This window comes from Gemella sp. 20925_1_85 (assembly GCF_041433735.1).
Taxonomy (GTDB): Bacteria; Bacillota; Bacilli; order Staphylococcales; family Gemellaceae; genus Gemella.
This window is the reverse complement of sequence record NZ_JAPWCC010000023.1, coordinates 1-16,454: the sequence shown is the minus strand read 5'-3', so window position 1 is coordinate 16,454 and position 16,454 is coordinate 1. Positions and strand designations below refer to the sequence as shown.

Genomic DNA, 16,454 nt, shown 5'->3' with positions numbered 1-16,454 from the left:
ATAATGAAGACTATGTATTATACATAAGGAGAAATAATATGGTGGAATTACTAAGAAAAGATCAAAAAGTTGAAAATACTTGGGACTTAGAATCGATGTTTAAAACAAATGAAGATTTTTGGAACCAATTTAAAGAAGTTGAAAAACTTATCCCTGAAATAAAACAATATAGAGGAAAAGTTAAAGAAGGAGCAAAAGGATTATTAGAAGTTTTTAAAGCAGAAGAAGATATGTCTTTAAAAATGGAACAATTAACTATTTATGCTTTTCTAAGAAAAGATCAGGATAGTACAAATGCAGAATATGGTGAAATATATGCTAAAACTATGAATTTAAATTCTAAGTTTGATTCTGAATGGTCATTTTTAAAACCGGAACTTCTTTCTATTGAAGAGAATGTACTTTCAGGATATGTAGAAGAATTAGAAGAATTAGAAGAATTAAAAGTTTATAAGTTTAAATTAGAAAAACTTAATAAAAAACGACCTCATACATTAGATGCAGAACAAGAAAAAATCATCGCGATGGCTGGAGAAGCTTTAAATGCAAGTGATGAAACTTTTTCAGCATTAAATAATGCTGATGTTGAATTTGAACAAGTAGAAGATAAAGATGGAAATAAACATACTTTAACTCATGGTACTTATGGAACTTATATGGAAAGTACGGATAGAGTCCTTAGAAAAAATACATTCCGTGCTTTATATAATTATTTTAAAAAACATAATAATACATTAGCTTCTACATTAGGTGGAAACTTAAAAAGAAAAAAATATTATGCAGATGTTCATAAATATTCATCAACAAGAAATAATGCATTATCTAATAACTTAATTCCAGAAGAAGTTTATGATAATTTAGTATCGGTTGTAAATCAGAAAATCCCTGCTTTACAAAGATACTATAGTTTACATAAAAGAGCGAAAGGCTTTGAAGATTTTAGACTATACGATAGATCAGTATCGATGGTAAAAGGAGAACCATTGAAATTTACATTCGAAGAGGCTCGTGATATTGTACTTGAAGCGGTTAAACCAATGGGTGAAGAGTACGTTAATGATATGAGAAAAGCATTTACAGAACGATGGATTGATGTTTATCCAAATAAAGGTAAACGTTCTGGTGCATATTCATGGGGTGGCTATACTACAAAACCATTTGTACTATTAAATTTTGATGGTACATTAAATGATGTATATACTTTAATTCATGAACTTGGGCACTCTATGCATTCTTACTATACTAGAAAACATCAGCCATACGTATATGGAGATTATTCAATATTTGTTGCAGAGGTTGCATCAACTTGTAATGAAGCATTATTAACGGAATACCTTTATAATAAATTCGAAAAAGAAGGTAATAAAAATGGAATGCTACGAGTTCTAAATGAAGCATTAAGCGGCTTTACAGCTACAGTATACAGACAAACACAATTTGCAGAATTTGAGCATAAAATTAATCAACATCTTCAAAATGGGGGAGCTATAACAGCTGAATATTTAAATACTGAATACTTCAACTTAATTAAGAAATACTACGGTGATGTATTTACTTATGATGAAGATATAAAATATGAATGGTCTAGAGTACCTCACTTTTATTACAATTACTATGTGTACCAATATGCGACTGGTTACTCAGCAGCACAAGCTTTATCTAAGTTAATCCTAGAAGACAGTAAAAATGCTAGAGTTTATATTGATGAGTTTCTTTCAAAAGGATGCTCTAATTATCCAATTGAGGTCCTAAAAAATGCAGGTGTAGATATGTCTAAACCAGAACCAATTGAATTAGCTCTTCAAGACTTCGAAGAAAAAATAGAAAAATTTGAAAAATTATATTTTTAATAATTAAAGAGTCACTTGTATAGTTAAATGAGCTATACAGGTGATTCTTTATATATGTCTCCGAGATTTAAAATATTAAAATTATAAAAAAAGAGAGTCTATTTTCTTTATAAAAGTTAATTTTAAAGGTTTTCGTTTACGTAAAAAAACAAATTTTTGTTGATATAATTATATAGTAGCAGTATAATATATTTGAAAAAATTATTTGTAAAGGAGATTTTTAATATGAAATCTAAAAAATTATTACTAACAGCTTTAGTAGCACTTGCTGTTCCATTTGGAACACTTTCAGGGGGATTTGTAAAAGCAGAAGGGCCAACACAACCAACAACTCCTGCAGGAACTACACCATCAGCTTCACCGAAAGATGTAGATACACCAACTGGTAAAGAAGCAGGAGATGCTGAAAAAAAATATCTAGATGATGCTGCCAAAAAATATGATAAATTAACTGAAACTCATACAAATGGAGACGCACTGGTTAATCACAAACCAGAATTTAAACTTCCAGATGCTACTCAAACACCTAAAAAACAAGTAAAACCAATGGATAAAAATGTTAAAAAAGCATTGCCAAAAACTTCAGCTGTAAAATAATATAATTAAATTACCGACTCTAAAAAGAAAGAATCGAGTTCTAACTTTTTGAGTCGGTAATTTATTTCTATTTTATTTTTTTTAATGTTGCTAAAACTAACTCTATTCTATTATTAATCCTAATAGGGAATGAACTGTTGCCAAGCCCTTGAGAAACAATTAAAGTTGAATCTTCTAGTACATAGTTGCCATTAGTATATTTTGGAAAGAAACCTTGACTAGGAGAGTAGATACCACCTACAAATGGAATTCTCCATTGACCACCATGAGCATGTCCTGCAAAGATAAGATCGTATTTTATATCTGCGTAAATCGAAAATTTCTCAGGTCTGTGTGATAAAAGTATATTAAAGTGATTTGGTGAGTAAAGTTCTTCTAAAGTTTTTATGAAGTTTGCTCTATGATTTAACTTATCTTCATTTTTAAAGAAATTATAATCCTCAACTCCAACCAAATTAATACTTTCATTATTTTTTGTGATAAATAGCTTACTGTTGTGTAAATATGTAATATTAAGTTTTTTCATTCTATTTTTAAGTTGCTCGTATTCTTCAGGAAGTCTTAGTTCATGATTTCCAGAGACGAAATAACACGGGGCTACTATTGCTAATTGACTTAGAATGTTATAAGCAATATCCATATCATTATTATAGCTATCTAGAATATCTCCAGTAATAACAATTATATCCGGATTAAAATTCTTAATTTTTTTTATAAATGACAGGTCACTATATCCAATCCTATCACAGTGAATGTCGCTAACTTGAGCGATTTTAAAATTGTCAAAATCTTGAGGTAGTTTATCAAACTTAAGAGTAGTTTTTCTTACTTTTAATTTTTTATTTTGTCTTATTATTGAACTAGCTGCAATAATTGGAGCTAGCGCTAAAATTTTTCGATTCATTACATTTCACCTTTAAAATAATTTAGTAATAAACATAATAGTATTTTAAAATATTATACCATAAAGCTTAAAGTATGTTAAAATATATAATGATAATTAATGTGAAATTAGAGGATAAATATATGATAAAAATTGAGAAGATTGATAAAATAGCTGCTTCTAGAAAACACTCTTATTCAGCCCCGCAATGGCAAGCAATAGCTATTATCGGTGCTGATGTTCTTGTTGCGGCAGCTGCTGGAAGTGGTAAAACTGAAGTGCTCTCTGAAAGAATCGCGAGGAAGGTAGCTTCTAATAGATGGGATGTGGATCGTCTACTAGTACTGACATTCACGACTGCTGGGGCGAAGAATATGATTGTAAGAATTGAGAATAAAATCAGTGAACGATTACTATCTACTAATAAGGAAGAAGATTTAATATATCTAAGAAAACAAAGAATGTTAATGAATGATGCTTATATAAGTACTATTGATAGTTTTTGTTTAAATGTACTGAAGAAATTTTATTATCTAGTTGAAGAAAAGATTGATGATGAAATTAAATATTTATCACCTAATTTTAGTATACTTGCGAATAGTAGAGGATTATTGAATGAAACGATAGGAAATGTTCTTGAACAATTAGTACAGGAAGATTCTAATACGACTGACCTATTATTTACAGTATTTGGCTCTAAACAAAATATTAGTTCTTATATTATTGATTTATACTATAAACTATTAAATATTCCAAATTTCCAAAATTATCTAGATGAAGATTTTGCAAAACTAAACAATTTAGTAACTACCAATTTTGAAGTTGAAGAAAATAGTGTAATAGATAAGTTTAATAAAGTTAGTGAGCTAACTCAAAAGGAAAGTATAGCTACTGCGATAGATTTCAGTGAGTATGTACAACAGTACTTAATAAATAGTAAGAAGGAAAGTTCATTAGATATATTGTCTCTTGTAAATTTAGATGAAACAAAAAAAGAAAAGCTTGCAAGGTATATAGATGAAGATGAAGTTTCTATAAAGAGTAATCAAGAACAACTTGAAGAGATAAAAGAGCTTATAAGTAAGCTTAATACACAGTTTGAGATTGAAGATAATATTTATGATGCTGGGCTATTAAGTGAAGTTCACGGAGTTCTTATTGATTATTTAAATTATTTTAGAGTTATAGAAAAAATGAATTTATTGGCTAAGTCGATTACAAGTTTATTGAAGAAACTGCACAATGATTTCATTAAAAGAAAACGAGAGAATAACTTTTTAGACTTTTCTGATTTAAACCACCTTGCTATAAAGGCTTTAACTAGAGAAGAGAATGGAGAAATTGTTCCTAGTGAAGCGGCCCAGTATTATAAAAATTATTTCTTAGAAATATATGTTGATGAGTATCAAGACAATAATAACCTTCAAGAGTATATCTTAAATCTGATTAGAGGAGAAGGCGTATATTTCTTTAGGGTAGGCGATGTGAAACAAGCGATCTACGGCTTTAGAGGATCAAATCCTGATTTATTCGAACAGAAATATAATAGTTATAGAAAACTAGAAATTGATAATTATTCAGAAAAACAAGAATATTCTTTTGAAAATGATTCTGAAGGAATTTGTATAGTTTTAAAAGAAAACTTTAGAAGTGATGTTAATATATTAAAATCTAGTAATTATATTTTTAATAGACTTATGGGGAATAAAAATGCTGGGGTAAGTTATGGAGAAGATAGTGCACTATATTATCCGAAAGCAAAAGAAAAGAATAGTTCTGAAATTATTCCAACTAGGTTAATTAATGGTAAGATTAATTATTTTACAGGTGAACCTTTAGAAGATAAGAAATCATATAGAGAACAATCTATAGAAAATATTGCCTATGAAATATTATTAGGTATAAAAAATGGAAAAAAATATAGTGACTATGCTATTTTAGTTAGAAATAGTACAAAAATGTCTAGTTTTAAAGAAGTTTTTGCCAAATACAATATACCGTTATTCTTTAAGGAAAAGGTAGGATTTACTGAATCTAATACATTTAATATTTTGTATAATATTCTTAGGTTTTTAGATAATACGAATAGAGACGCTAGTTTACTAGCAATTTTACATACTGAAATATTTGATTACAGTAATGATGAATTATTAAAATTATCCATAACAAAAGGGAAAAATCTTTTTGAAAAATTACAAAATAGTGAAAAGGAAAAAGATTATAATACTGTAAATTTATTAAAAAAATGGTTGAATTTCAGTTTGAACAACTCACTTCCAAATCTATTGGAATGTATAGCTATTGATACAGATTTTAAAAATTATTTAGTAACAATTGATACAAATGATGAAGAATTAGATTATTATGAAAACTTTATAGATATTGTTAATGACTATCAAAATATAGATAATAAATTGAGTGGCTTGGTAAATCAATTAAAAATTATAAAAAATGATGAGGTATTTGAAACAAAAAAACGCACACCAAATGATAGTGTAACTTTATCAACGATTCATATTTCGAAAGGATTAGAATATAAAACAGTCTTTGTGGCAGATTTAGATACTTCATTTAGTAAAAGAGGTTATACAGGTGAATTATTATTCACAGAAATCTTTGGTTTAAGTATCAACGCAGAAGAATTAGCTCAAAAGTTTGGTTTAATTTCTAGTAATATAGAAAAATTGAATCAGCTGTATAAATATAATAGTATTTTAATAAAATTACGTGAAAGAGAAGAAGAAGTACGTAATTTATACGTTGCACTGACTCGTGCTGAAAATTCGCTATACCTCGTGAGTCCAAATGGTGTAGAATTAAATAATGAGAAGGCTAAAGATAAACCGTTATATCAAGCTCTAATAGAGGATGATAATTTTGAGAAAATCTTAAATAATCTACTGAGTGATTATGGAGAAGAGTTTATTTTTGAAAATGAAAAAGATGCTTTGTTTAAAGTTTATGAAAGTGAGCCACTTGTAAAAGATGAAGAAGATAGTTCGGAATTTAATTTAGAAGATTTTTATAAACAATTTGAAAGTAAGCAACAGGAAGAATCAAGCAAACAAAGTGATAATCACACGATTGAAGTAAAAAATAAAGTATTTCCTGCTAAAACTTCATATAGTGCCTTGAAAAAAATTAATACTAAAGATCATGAGTGGAATCATAAAAAAGAAAAACGAGGATACTTAGAATTAACTACATTGAAAAAATCAACATCTACTAGCAAGGCGATTTTAAGAGGGAATATCATTCATAAACTTTTTGAAAAGATAGTTAATGATACGAGAGCAGGAGTAGAGATTTCGGATGTAGTGAGTTACATCGATAGCTTAAAGAAAACAGATAATTTGCTACAGAATATAAAAGAACATAGAATACTATCTCAAGAAGAATTTGATAATATAAATAATAAAGATGATATAGAAAAGATTACTAATTTTATTAATAGTGAGTTAATAAAATTAGTATCTAAAAGTAAGTTCTGTCAAACCGAGATAGCTTTCACAACTGCTAAGAAAGCAAAAGAATTATATGATGATAGTGAAAGTGATATAGATGTTATACTGCAAGGGGTTGTCGATTTATTTATTAAAATTTCTGATGATGAAGCAATTATCGTAGATTATAAAACGGATCACGTGACTAGTAGGAACGGAGAAGAAGTTTTACGAGATAGACACAGAGAACAACTTAGAATTTATAAAGAAGCGATAGCAGAATATTATAAAATAAATAATATTAAAACTTATGTCTATTCTTATGTTCTGTCAAGTTTAATTGAAATAGAGTAACTTAAAATAATAGCACAATTATGAAATTTTATCACGTTGTTAGTAGAGTCTAATTGTGGTATAATAAAAAATGATTTATTAAACTATGGAGGTGAAATTGTGAAATATATAGTATGTAATAGTGAAACAGCAGTTTTAAATAGAATGTATGATGAATTTGAAAAAAATTTAGAAGATGGTGCAGTTATTTGTTTACCAGAAAATATTATTAATACTCAATTTACAAATAGAATGATAGATGATAATAAAATGGGGAAATATCGTTATAAACATGTAATTATGCTAGGGCAACGTGAGTTTGCTGATATTGATATAGAGGAAAGATTTGGATTATATCGTTATGCAAGACATGAACTTTTCAAGAAATTAGATGTTGAAGCGAAAAACATTTATTATCCTGAAGCTTTAAACAGTGATGAATGTGATAAAGATTTAACTAGCTATAAAGAAGTATTAGATGAGAATCCAATCGATGTTGCCGTAGTTTTCTTAGGATCAGATGGTGGAATACTTGATTATCGATATGCAGATGAAGAAAATAAAGATCTTCACATTGTAGAATTTTCAAATGAGGAAAAATCTAAGCTTCAGATGGCTGGAATGGAAATAAACGGTAATAAATTAATAAGTATTGGATATGAAAACCTAATGGCAGCCAGAAATTTATTTGTAGTTGTATTAGGTAGTGATAAGAGACAATACATAGCAGAATTATTTGAGAATGAGGATTCAGACAATAAGACTATTCTGTCAATCTTAAATAATCATAAAAATCTATTTATTTTTACTGATAAAGAAGCTAGTTATAAATCAGAAGAAGAAGTAAATAGACTTATTAAACAAAGACAAAAAAAATTAGAAATTAAAGAACGTGAAGAAAAATTACAAAATGAGGAGAAAAAAAAGGATAGGTAATAAGTATGAATGATTATCAGAAAATTATAGATTATGATTTTAGTGATACAGTTCTTGATGATAAGCTTGTTGTAAAATTCAAATTGAAGAAAACTTTTACTGAAGCTCAATTTATCAGTCTTTTCACTCCAAAAAAAGGTGAGAGATTTATTATAAGAACCCCTGATACTAAATCTTCTATAATTGGAATAGGTTATGAAGCAACATGGTTATTAGACTCTAATGATTTTTTAACAAGTTTTGATAATAGTAGTGTTCTATCTGGGTTTGAAGAGTTAAGAGCACAGGTAAGTATTTTAGAGATAGATGAACATGATTGTGAATACTTTGGTATTTACGGTGGAATTTCTGACGGTAATAATAAAAACAGCCAAGAGTGGGTAGATTTTAGTGATACTTCGTTTGTTGTACCAGGTATACTCGCAGTTTTTAAAGGTGATGATGTTTATATTACATTGTTCTTTAATATGAAAGAGGAAAAAGAGTTTTCTGAATTATGGGCGGAGAGAATTTCATTTTTAAACAAACTTGATGATGAAAATGAAATATCTAGTGAACCACAGATTAATGTTGTTAGAGAGATTTATCCAGAGCTTTGGCAAGAAAATATTAGAAAAGCTCTTCTTCAAATAGAAAAAGAAGAATTAAAACGAATAGTTTTATCAAGAAAAAATTTAATATTATTAGAAAATAATACTTCTTTAGGAGCGGTAACAAAATATCTTCTAAGTAAAAATAGGTACTTTATAGCATTTGAATCTAAAAAAAGTTTATTCATTACTACAAACCCTCTAATATCCTTAGATTACACAGATAATGATCTAAAAGCACATCTTTATTTGAAGAAAGAAAACTTATTTAATAATGATTATTCAATTATGTTTGATGAAGAAGAAATAATCAATGAGTATAAGGAAAATTTTGAATCCCATTATAATACTGATTTTAAGGTGTATGATGATAAGACACTAATGGGTAAAAAGCTTGATGTATTTTCTGTTTTAAATTCTAAAGTTGAAGATTCGCAACAAGCGATAAAAGCTCTTAGTCTTTTATATCCTATGCCGATAATAAAAGGTTATCCAGAAAATGTCGCGAAGAAATTCTTCGATGAAAATTATAATGTAGGGTATGGTTTTTGGTACTCTCCTTTCGGATACATTACTAATGATTTAGATGCTAAGTTTTATACTTGTGGAAATATGATGGTAGCTCAGAACAATATGATTACTTTATTCACTAGTATCTTATTATCAAAAGATGAGAAATATGATGAAGTAATAGAAAAATCTAATAAAATTGTTAGTTCTAGTCTGAAACTATTTGATCATTAGGAGAGTAACTATGGGACAAAGTACGATGAAAAAAGGTATAATCTTCACCTTACTAGGGGCTACATGTTGGGGATTATCAGGAGTATTAGGGGAATATTTACTAAATATATCAAAAATAGACCCTGTTTGGATAATAGCTAATAGATTATTTTTCTCTGGAATCGTAATGGTAGCTATGTTATTCCTTAAAGATAAAAACAACTTAGTAAGAGTATTTTCAGATAAGAAAGATATTTTAAAACTACTAAATTTCTCATTTTTTGGTCTGTTAATCTGTCAGGGAACATTTTTTTTAACAATTAAGTATACTAATGCCGGTATGGCAACGGTTATACAGTATATTGGTCCAGTAATAATAATGTTATATTATTGTGTCATAGGTAGAAGATGGCCCCTTCCGAGAGAAGTTATTGCAATAGTAGTTTCACTATTTGGAACTGTGTTAATAGCAACCCATTTTGATTTTAGTAAACTGACTATTTCTACATTAGGATTATTTTGGGGATTACTTTCTGCATTTGGTCTTGCTAGTTATAATATTTTTTCAATAAGTTTAACTACAAAATACGGTGTAATGCCTATAATGGCTTGGGGACTATTATTTTCTGGTATTGTAGTATACTTTTTAACAGGTAGTTATTATATTCCGGATAATTTTAAATTAATTGATTTAATATGTATGTCAGGAGTAATTTTAGTTGGTACAATTTTATCATTTTCTACATATCTAGAAGGTGTTAGGTTAATTGGTGCGGTCACGGGAAGTATTATCGGATGCTTTGAACCGATTGCAGCTATAATGTTCTCATTCCTGTTACTGGGGACGACATTTGGAACGATAGACTTAATTGGGGCAGGTTTTATTCTATCAGCAGTAATTGTACTAAGTAAGAGATAAATAATAAGAGTTTAAGATATTTTATAAACCGAACGGGGGTAACTTTTAAAATCGATTTTGAAAATAATGGTTTTAAGTTACTCTCGTTTAAAGTTGTTAGGAATTTTAAAAAATTTTAAATAAAATATTTTTCTTGAAATATTTTTCGTTAGATTTCTGTACAATATACAGAGAAAGGAAGAAAATGAGTAACGTTAAATTTGATGAAATGTATAAAAGTATGAATACTAAAGAACTTACAGCTTTAGCTAAAGAACTAGGTGTTCCAAGATATTATACTTTAAATAAAAAAGAATTAGTTTTAGCAATTTTAGAAAAACAATCAGTTAGTGAGGAACATTATTATGCTTCTGGAATTTTAGATGATATTCATCCAGAGAACGGTTTTGGTTTTCTGAGAACGGTTGATTATAAAAAAGGAGAGACGGATATTTATATTTCCGCTTCTCAAATTCGCCGTTTTGAGTTGAAAAAAGGTGACGAAGTCTATGGAAAAGTTCGTAAACCTCGTGAAGGTGAAAGGTTTGCAGGTATTCTTCAAGTTGATAAAGTTAACGATGTTGATGCAGAAGTTGCAAAAGGTAGAGCACATTTTCAAGCTTTAACACCGATTTATCCGAATCAAAAAATTGTTTTAGAGACTACTAAGGAAAAACTTTCTACAAGATTTGTTGATTTGGTAGCACCGATTGGATTCGGTCAACGTGGATTGATTGTTGCACCACCTAAAGTTGGGAAAACAACATTGCTAAAAGATATCGCAAATTCTATTAGGAAAAATTATCCTGATAAGAAGTTAATTATTCTTTTAATTGACGAAAGACCTGAAGAGGTTACTGATATGGAAAGATCGGTAAGAGGAGCGGATGTTGTAAGTTCAACATTTGATGAAACTTCTGAAAATCATATCAAAGTAGCTGAGTTGGTAATTGAGCACGCTAAACGTCGTGTAGAACTTGGTCAAGATGTAATTATACTTATGGACAGTATTACAAGATTAGCACGAGCTTATAACATTGTAGAACCAAGTAGTGGTAAAGTCTTAAGTGGAGGGGTAGATCCATCGAGCCTTCACAAGCCAAAAGCATTCTTTGGAGCTGCAAGGAATGTAGAAGGTGGGGGAAGTTTAACTATAATCGCAACTGCCTTGATTAATACTGGTTCGAGAATGGATGATCTAATATTTGAAGAGTTTAAAGGAACTGGGAATATGGAAATTGTCTTATCACCAGAGTTAGCTTCAAGAAGAGTTTATCCGGCTATTGATTTCTTGAAGAGTTCTACAAGAAAAGAAGATTTATTACTAACGGAAGATGAAGTGAAAATCTTATGGCAAACACGTAGAAAGCTTGAAGATGTTAGTGAACCAACAATCGGGGTTTTAAATCATCTTAGAAAACACGAAAGTAATGCGGACTACATTGCTGAAATGAAAAAATTCATAAGAGATTAATGTTTAAAACTATATGATTATTAGACAGGCTATAGTGTCTATGGTATAATCATTAGGACATATTAATTTTAGGAGGATTACATTGGAAACAATTAAATTTTTAATTGATTTTGTATTGCATATTGACAAACATCTTGGTGAATTAATGACACAACATGGACCATGGTGGATGTATGGGATAATATTTTTAATTATCTTTATTGAAACTGGTGTTGTGTTTATGCCGTTTTTACCAGGTGATTCATTATTGTTCGCTAGTGGTGCATTGTGGGCTGCAACAGGGAATAACATCTTTTTATTATTATTCTTATGTGTAAGTGCCGCAGTAATTGGTGATAATTGTAACTATTTTATTGGAAGAAACTTCTCTGATTATCTAAAGAGTAAAGCGTGGTTTAAAAAGTTTGTGTCTGATGAGAACATAAAGGACGCTGAAAACTTTGTAGCAAAACATGGAGGAAAATCTATTTTCTTAGCTAGATTTTTCCCGATTATTCGTACAATAGTTCCATTTATCGTAGGGGCTGGTAAGATGAAATACTCTAAGTTTAGAGTGATAGATTTCTTTGGAGGTCTTTGTTGGTGTACATTATTTATATCAGTAGGGTACTTCTTTGGAAACATTTCATATGTTAAGAAAAACTTTTCAGTAGTTGTAATTGCTATTGTTTTAATCAGCTTAATTCCAATAGTTATTGGAGCAATTAAATCTAGAAAAAAAGCATAAAATAATAGGATGTATAATAATTAGTGTGGATGAGAAAAATCCATACTAATTATTTTTTTATTAATTAAGAAAGTAGTTACAAAAGAAATATTTGTACATTTTGTTATACAAAAAAGTAAGGGAGTGACTCAAAAATCTTGATTTTTTAGAGTCACCCCCGCACAGTTTATTAGATATCTAAAAAGCTTTTATAAAGCGAATTTAGATATCAATAAACCACTGCGTCTATGAATTATTATATACATTTTGTTAAAATTTAGGACTTTTGAGTCAGCCCCTTGCCAGTATGAAGATAACTAAATATAAAAAATAAAACAATCTATCAAATTTGATAGGGAGATAAATTCAAAGTTAAATTAATTATATAAGGGACTTGAATTTAAAAATGTATTTATAATGAATATAGATGAGAATTATTCTTATTTGTATAAAGCAAACTATGAAAAAGTTAGATAAAAATGTATTGTTAGAAACAAATGTAGAAGAAGAAAGACGATTGCTTTATGTAGCAATGACAAGAGTAGAAGAAAGATTGTATATATAGGGCATAAAGATAGTAAGTTTATAAAAGAATTAAAAGAAATAGAAAGTATTTTGACAGAGTGTAAAGAGTGATGTTTTAACAAATATTTTAAAAAGTTAAATAAAAGACTTGTATTTTTTATTTTTTTACCTTACAATAAATCTAATAATTTATTTCTAATATCGAAAAAAAATGTTAAAATTTCTAAAAAATAACAGAAAGAAGGTTCTATTATTATGAAAAAGAAATTATTTTTTGTTTTATTATTATCAGGTAGTATATTTTTAAATTTTAATATAGCTGATGCAAAAGGAAGTACAGAAGTTACTACTTTTTATCAGTATACTACTATTGCGAATGATGGTGGTGGTTCACCAATGAAACCAACTATTAATTGGCAATTATTAGGAATTTTATATGTTTAATTATGTTCCTAATGAAGAAGAAATTTTAACTGATTTATATAATTTGATATTGGATAAAGAGGTTGGAATAAAAGAGAGAGAATTGTATAAGAAAGCTATTTTGTTAATTGAAAAAGAAAATGAATATTATGAAGCAGTTTTATTTCAATTAGCACCTGCTTTAGCTTATTTAGCACGACAAAAAAGTATTTCTAGTAATGGTGGTATTTTTATGACTAAAATTAGTAGATTTACTAATAATTCTATAGGATTTTATTTATTTGATTCTATATTAAAAAAATAATTTTTAAAATCAAAGAAAACAGTGTAAAATATGTATATAAAGCAATTAGTTAGTATGTTGTATAGAGTAAAGACCTAAGGACTCCATTCCTTAGGTTTTTTAGAGTCTCCAAAATTTAGGTCCGATGAGAAGGGTCATGAGCTTAAAGCTCATGATTCCTTTTTTTATGCAGAAAAGTTGCTAGTGTAAGTTTATAAAGATATAATTAAAGGATACATAGTAATTTGGAGGAAAACATGAAATTAGGAATTATTGGTTCTGGAATGATAGTGAAAGATTTCTTATCTTTTGCTCATGAACTTCCAGAAATTAAATTAGAAGCTATAGCAGCTAGAAATATTGAAAATTTAAAAGAATTACAAAACAAATATAATATTAAAGAAATATATACTGATATTGATCTTTGTTTTGAAAATAAAGAAGTAGATACAATTTATGTTGCAGTTCCAAATAATTTACATTATACAGTTGCTAAGAAGGCTCTAGAAGCTGGTAAAAATGTTATTTGCGAGAAACCTTTTACGTTAAAGTATGACGAAGCTGTAGAATTGTTTGAAATCGCTGAAGACAAAGGATTAATTTTAATAGAAGCAATAACAAATCAATATCAAAAAAATTATCTTGATATAAAAGACAATGTCGATAACATTGGAGATATCCGTCTTGTTGAGTGTAATTTTTCTCAACTTTCTTCAAGATATGAAGCATTTAAAAATGGAATAATAGCCCCAGTTTTTGATAAGAGTAAAGGTGGAGGAGTACTTGGAGATTTAAATATCTATAATATTCATTTTGTTGTTGGATTGTTTGGTAAACCTAATAAAGTACATTATTCGCTGAATATAGTTATGGATGTGGATACATCGGGTATTCTTCTATTAGAATATGATAACTTTAAAGTAGTATGTATAGCAGCCAAAGATACTTTTAATAATAGTTATGTTAATATTCAAGGTGATCAAGGTATAATTAAAGTTATTGGTCCTACCAATGAAGTTCCTAATTACAGTATTCAAACAAAAGATAACTTTATAAATGAAAATAAAAATATTCATTCACATAGAATGTTTGCTGAGTTTAAAAAATTCGTTGAAGTTATAAATAATAAAGATTTTGAATTTATGAATGGTCAGAAAGAACATACTTTGAACGTTATGTATATTTATGAAGAAGCGAAAAAATTTATAGAAAATTAAAAAGGAGAAAATCACATGAAAAAATTTTTTAGTAAACCATTTGGAACAGAAGAACAACCTATAGAGGAAGGAAGATATAGATTGTTTTGGACTGCAGTCTGCCCATATGCACATAGAGCAGTTATAGCAAGAGAGATACTAGGATTAGATGATGCAATTAGTTTAGGAACATTGGATTATCGTCGTGGAGAAGAAGGATGGCAATTTAGCTTAGATAAAGATGGATTAGACCCAATATTAAAACAATCAAAAATTAAAGATGTGTACTTAAATAGTGATTCAGATTATGAAGGACCATATTCAGTACCGGTACTTGTTGATGTTACTACAGGAAAAGTAGTTAGAAAAGAATCTGCTGAGTTACTTCATGAATTTGCGACAGTATTTAGTAAACTACATAAGAAAGACGGAATAGATCTATATCCTGAACATCTTGCGGGTCAAATCGATGAGTGGAATGAAAAATTAGCTTTAGCTATTAATGATGGTGTATATGGAATGGGATTTGCTGAAAGTCAAGAAAAATATGATGAGGCATTCGAAAGATTCTTTAATATGATGGATGTAGTAGAAGATCGTTTATCAAATCAAAGATACTTCCACGGTAATACAATAACAGAAACAGATATTCGTTTTTATACTACTATGATTCGCTTTGATGTCGTTTATTATGGATTATATTCTGCGAATAAAAAGAGAATTGAGGAATATCCTAATATTTTCAACTACTTAAAAGACTTATATCAAACTCCAGGATTTGGATCTACAACAGACTTTGAAGCAATAAAGATCGGATATTATTTATCAGCAGGGAAAACTATTGTGCCAAAAGGACCGGAGGTAGATAAGTGGAGCCAAAGTCACGATAGAGCTAGATTTGAAAAATAAAAAATGAAAATAATAGATGTAGAAAAATATAACTTTTCTAAGGAACAGCTAAATGGGTTTGGCTTTAAGGAAGAAGAGAAAAAATTAATATATCGAAAAGAAATTCTAGATGGTAGTTTTTTAATAGAATTAGTATTGGTTGACAGTCAACTTTTGATAGAAGTTTATGATTTAGAGTTTGATGAGATTTATTCATTGTTTAGCGTAGATAGTGCTGTAGGTGAAGCGGTTCAAAATGTTAGAGAATATGTAGAGAATCTAATAAGTTCTATATTAGGATTAGCTGATCAATCTGGGAAAATAGGTTTAGAAGTTATCGATTATTGTAATAAATATGGTGGAAATCATGTTAATCCTTTTAAAAAACATCCAGACATATTGGCATTTGTAAATGAAAAGAATAAATGGTATGCTTTGTTATTGGCTGTAGAGTATAATAAGTTAAATAAAAATACTGATATTACAACTAAAGTGAAAATTTTAAATCTAAAATATCCTACGGATAAAATCTTAGATATTATAGACAATCAAAATATTTTTCCAGCATATCATATGAATAAGAAGCATTGGATTAGCATAGTTTTAGATAAAAATGTTAAATTGGAAACTATTAAAGAATTAATCGACATAAGCTATTCTTTAGTTAAATAAAATAAAAGGGAGTGACTCAAAAATCGTGATTTCG

At 28.4% G+C, this 16,454-nt stretch carries 15 protein-coding genes; 14 read left to right on the top strand and 1 reads right to left on the bottom strand.

Going from position 1 to position 16,454, the window contains the following annotated elements:
* Positions 1-38: 38 nt before the first annotated feature.
* A complete protein-coding gene (gene pepF, locus O3884_RS07245; protein WP_371452645.1) occupies positions 39-1,850 on the top strand; it encodes an oligoendopeptidase F in 1,812 nt (603 codons plus the stop codon).
* Between the two features lie 225 nt (positions 1,851-2,075).
* Positions 2,076-2,447 (top strand): hypothetical protein, encoded by a 372-nt coding sequence (locus tag O3884_RS07240; RefSeq protein ID WP_371452644.1) that lies wholly within the window; start codon positions 2,076-2,078, stop codon positions 2,445-2,447.
* 67 nt (positions 2,448-2,514) lie between these two features.
* On the opposite strand, the gene O3884_RS07235 is transcribed toward O3884_RS07240, so the two are convergent.
* A complete protein-coding gene (locus O3884_RS07235; protein ID WP_371452643.1) occupies positions 2,515-3,351 on the bottom strand; it encodes a metallophosphoesterase in 837 nt (278 codons plus the stop codon).
* Positions 3,352-3,473: 122 nt separating this feature from the next.
* Between O3884_RS07235 and O3884_RS07230 the strand changes: the two genes are divergently transcribed.
* The 12 genes from O3884_RS07230 (at position 3,474) to O3884_RS07175 (ending at position 16,420) form a co-directional block, all read left to right on the top strand.
* Positions 3,474-7,127 (top strand): UvrD-helicase domain-containing protein, encoded by a 3,654-nt coding sequence (locus O3884_RS07230; RefSeq protein ID WP_371452642.1) that lies wholly within the window; start codon positions 3,474-3,476, stop codon positions 7,125-7,127.
* 99 nt (positions 7,128-7,226) lie between these two features.
* Entirely contained in the window at positions 7,227-8,042 is an 816-nt protein-coding gene (locus O3884_RS07225; RefSeq protein ID WP_371452641.1) for a 6-phosphogluconolactonase, read from the top strand.
* Between the two features lie 5 nt (positions 8,043-8,047).
* A complete protein-coding gene (locus O3884_RS07220) occupies positions 8,048-9,376 on the top strand; it encodes a hypothetical protein (RefSeq protein ID WP_371452640.1) in 1,329 nt (442 codons plus the stop codon).
* A gap of 10 nt (positions 9,377-9,386) precedes the next feature.
* Positions 9,387-10,274: a DMT family transporter gene (locus O3884_RS07215; RefSeq protein ID WP_371452639.1), complete on the top strand. Its 888-nt coding sequence runs from the start codon at positions 9,387-9,389 to the stop codon at positions 10,272-10,274.
* A gap of 184 nt (positions 10,275-10,458) precedes the next feature.
* Positions 10,459-11,727, top strand: a complete 1,269-nt coding sequence (gene rho, locus O3884_RS07210) for a transcription termination factor Rho (RefSeq protein WP_371452638.1) — start codon at positions 10,459-10,461, stop codon at positions 11,725-11,727.
* A gap of 82 nt (positions 11,728-11,809) precedes the next feature.
* Positions 11,810-12,454, top strand: a complete 645-nt coding sequence (locus O3884_RS07205) for a VTT domain-containing protein (protein WP_371452637.1) — start codon at positions 11,810-11,812, stop codon at positions 12,452-12,454.
* A 439-nt stretch (positions 12,455-12,893) separates the two neighbouring features.
* On the top strand, positions 12,894-12,998 hold the full coding sequence (locus tag O3884_RS07200; protein ID WP_172497884.1) for a 3'-5' exonuclease: 105 nt from the start codon (positions 12,894-12,896) through the stop codon (positions 12,996-12,998).
* Between the two features lie 215 nt (positions 12,999-13,213).
* Complete coding sequence (locus tag O3884_RS07195; protein WP_371452636.1) at positions 13,214-13,402, top strand: hypothetical protein; 189 nt, start codon at positions 13,214-13,216, stop codon at positions 13,400-13,402.
* Positions 13,395-13,685: a bacteriocin immunity family protein gene (locus O3884_RS07190; RefSeq protein WP_371452635.1), complete on the top strand. Its 291-nt coding sequence runs from the start codon at positions 13,395-13,397 to the stop codon at positions 13,683-13,685. The genes O3884_RS07195 and O3884_RS07190 overlap by 8 nt, the downstream gene beginning before the upstream one ends.
* 236 nt (positions 13,686-13,921) lie before the next feature.
* Positions 13,922-14,881 carry a Gfo/Idh/MocA family protein gene (locus O3884_RS07185; RefSeq protein ID WP_371452634.1) on the top strand — a complete coding sequence of 320 codons (960 nt, stop codon included), beginning with the start codon at positions 13,922-13,924 and terminating at the stop codon, positions 14,879-14,881.
* A gap of 15 nt (positions 14,882-14,896) precedes the next feature.
* Positions 14,897-15,769: a glutathione S-transferase C-terminal domain-containing protein gene (locus tag O3884_RS07180; protein ID WP_371452633.1), complete on the top strand. Its 873-nt coding sequence runs from the start codon at positions 14,897-14,899 to the stop codon at positions 15,767-15,769.
* Positions 15,770-15,772: 3 nt separating this feature from the next.
* Entirely contained in the window at positions 15,773-16,420 is a 648-nt protein-coding gene (locus O3884_RS07175) for an MmcQ/YjbR family DNA-binding protein (protein ID WP_371452632.1), read from the top strand.
* The last annotated feature ends 34 nt before the right edge of the window (positions 16,421-16,454 follow it).

Coding starts and splice junctions, on each gene's coding strand:
- O3884_RS07180 (WP_371452633.1), top strand. CDS start 14,897: ATGAAAAAATTTTTTAGTAAACCATTTGGAACAGAAGAACAACCTATA.
- O3884_RS07215 (WP_371452639.1), top strand. CDS start 9,387: ATGGGACAAAGTACGATGAAAAAAGGTATAATCTTCACCTTACTAGGG.
- O3884_RS07200 (WP_172497884.1), top strand. CDS start 12,894: ATGAAAAAGTTAGATAAAAATGTATTGTTAGAAACAAATGTAGAAGAA.
- pepF (WP_371452645.1), top strand. CDS start 39: ATGGTGGAATTACTAAGAAAAGATCAAAAAGTTGAAAATACTTGGGAC.
- O3884_RS07175 (WP_371452632.1), top strand. CDS start 15,773: ATGAAAATAATAGATGTAGAAAAATATAACTTTTCTAAGGAACAGCTA.
- O3884_RS07195 (WP_371452636.1), top strand. CDS start 13,214: ATGAAAAAGAAATTATTTTTTGTTTTATTATTATCAGGTAGTATATTT.
- O3884_RS07185 (WP_371452634.1), top strand. CDS start 13,922: ATGAAATTAGGAATTATTGGTTCTGGAATGATAGTGAAAGATTTCTTA.
- O3884_RS07240 (WP_371452644.1), top strand. CDS start 2,076: ATGAAATCTAAAAAATTATTACTAACAGCTTTAGTAGCACTTGCTGTT.
- O3884_RS07230 (WP_371452642.1), top strand. CDS start 3,474: ATGATAAAAATTGAGAAGATTGATAAAATAGCTGCTTCTAGAAAACAC.
- O3884_RS07235 (WP_371452643.1), bottom strand. CDS start 3,351: ATGAATCGAAAAATTTTAGCGCTAGCTCCAATTATTGCAGCTAGTTCA.
- O3884_RS07220 (WP_371452640.1), top strand. CDS start 8,048: ATGAATGATTATCAGAAAATTATAGATTATGATTTTAGTGATACAGTT.
- O3884_RS07190 (WP_371452635.1), top strand. CDS start 13,395: ATGTTTAATTATGTTCCTAATGAAGAAGAAATTTTAACTGATTTATAT.
- rho (WP_371452638.1), top strand. CDS start 10,459: ATGAGTAACGTTAAATTTGATGAAATGTATAAAAGTATGAATACTAAA.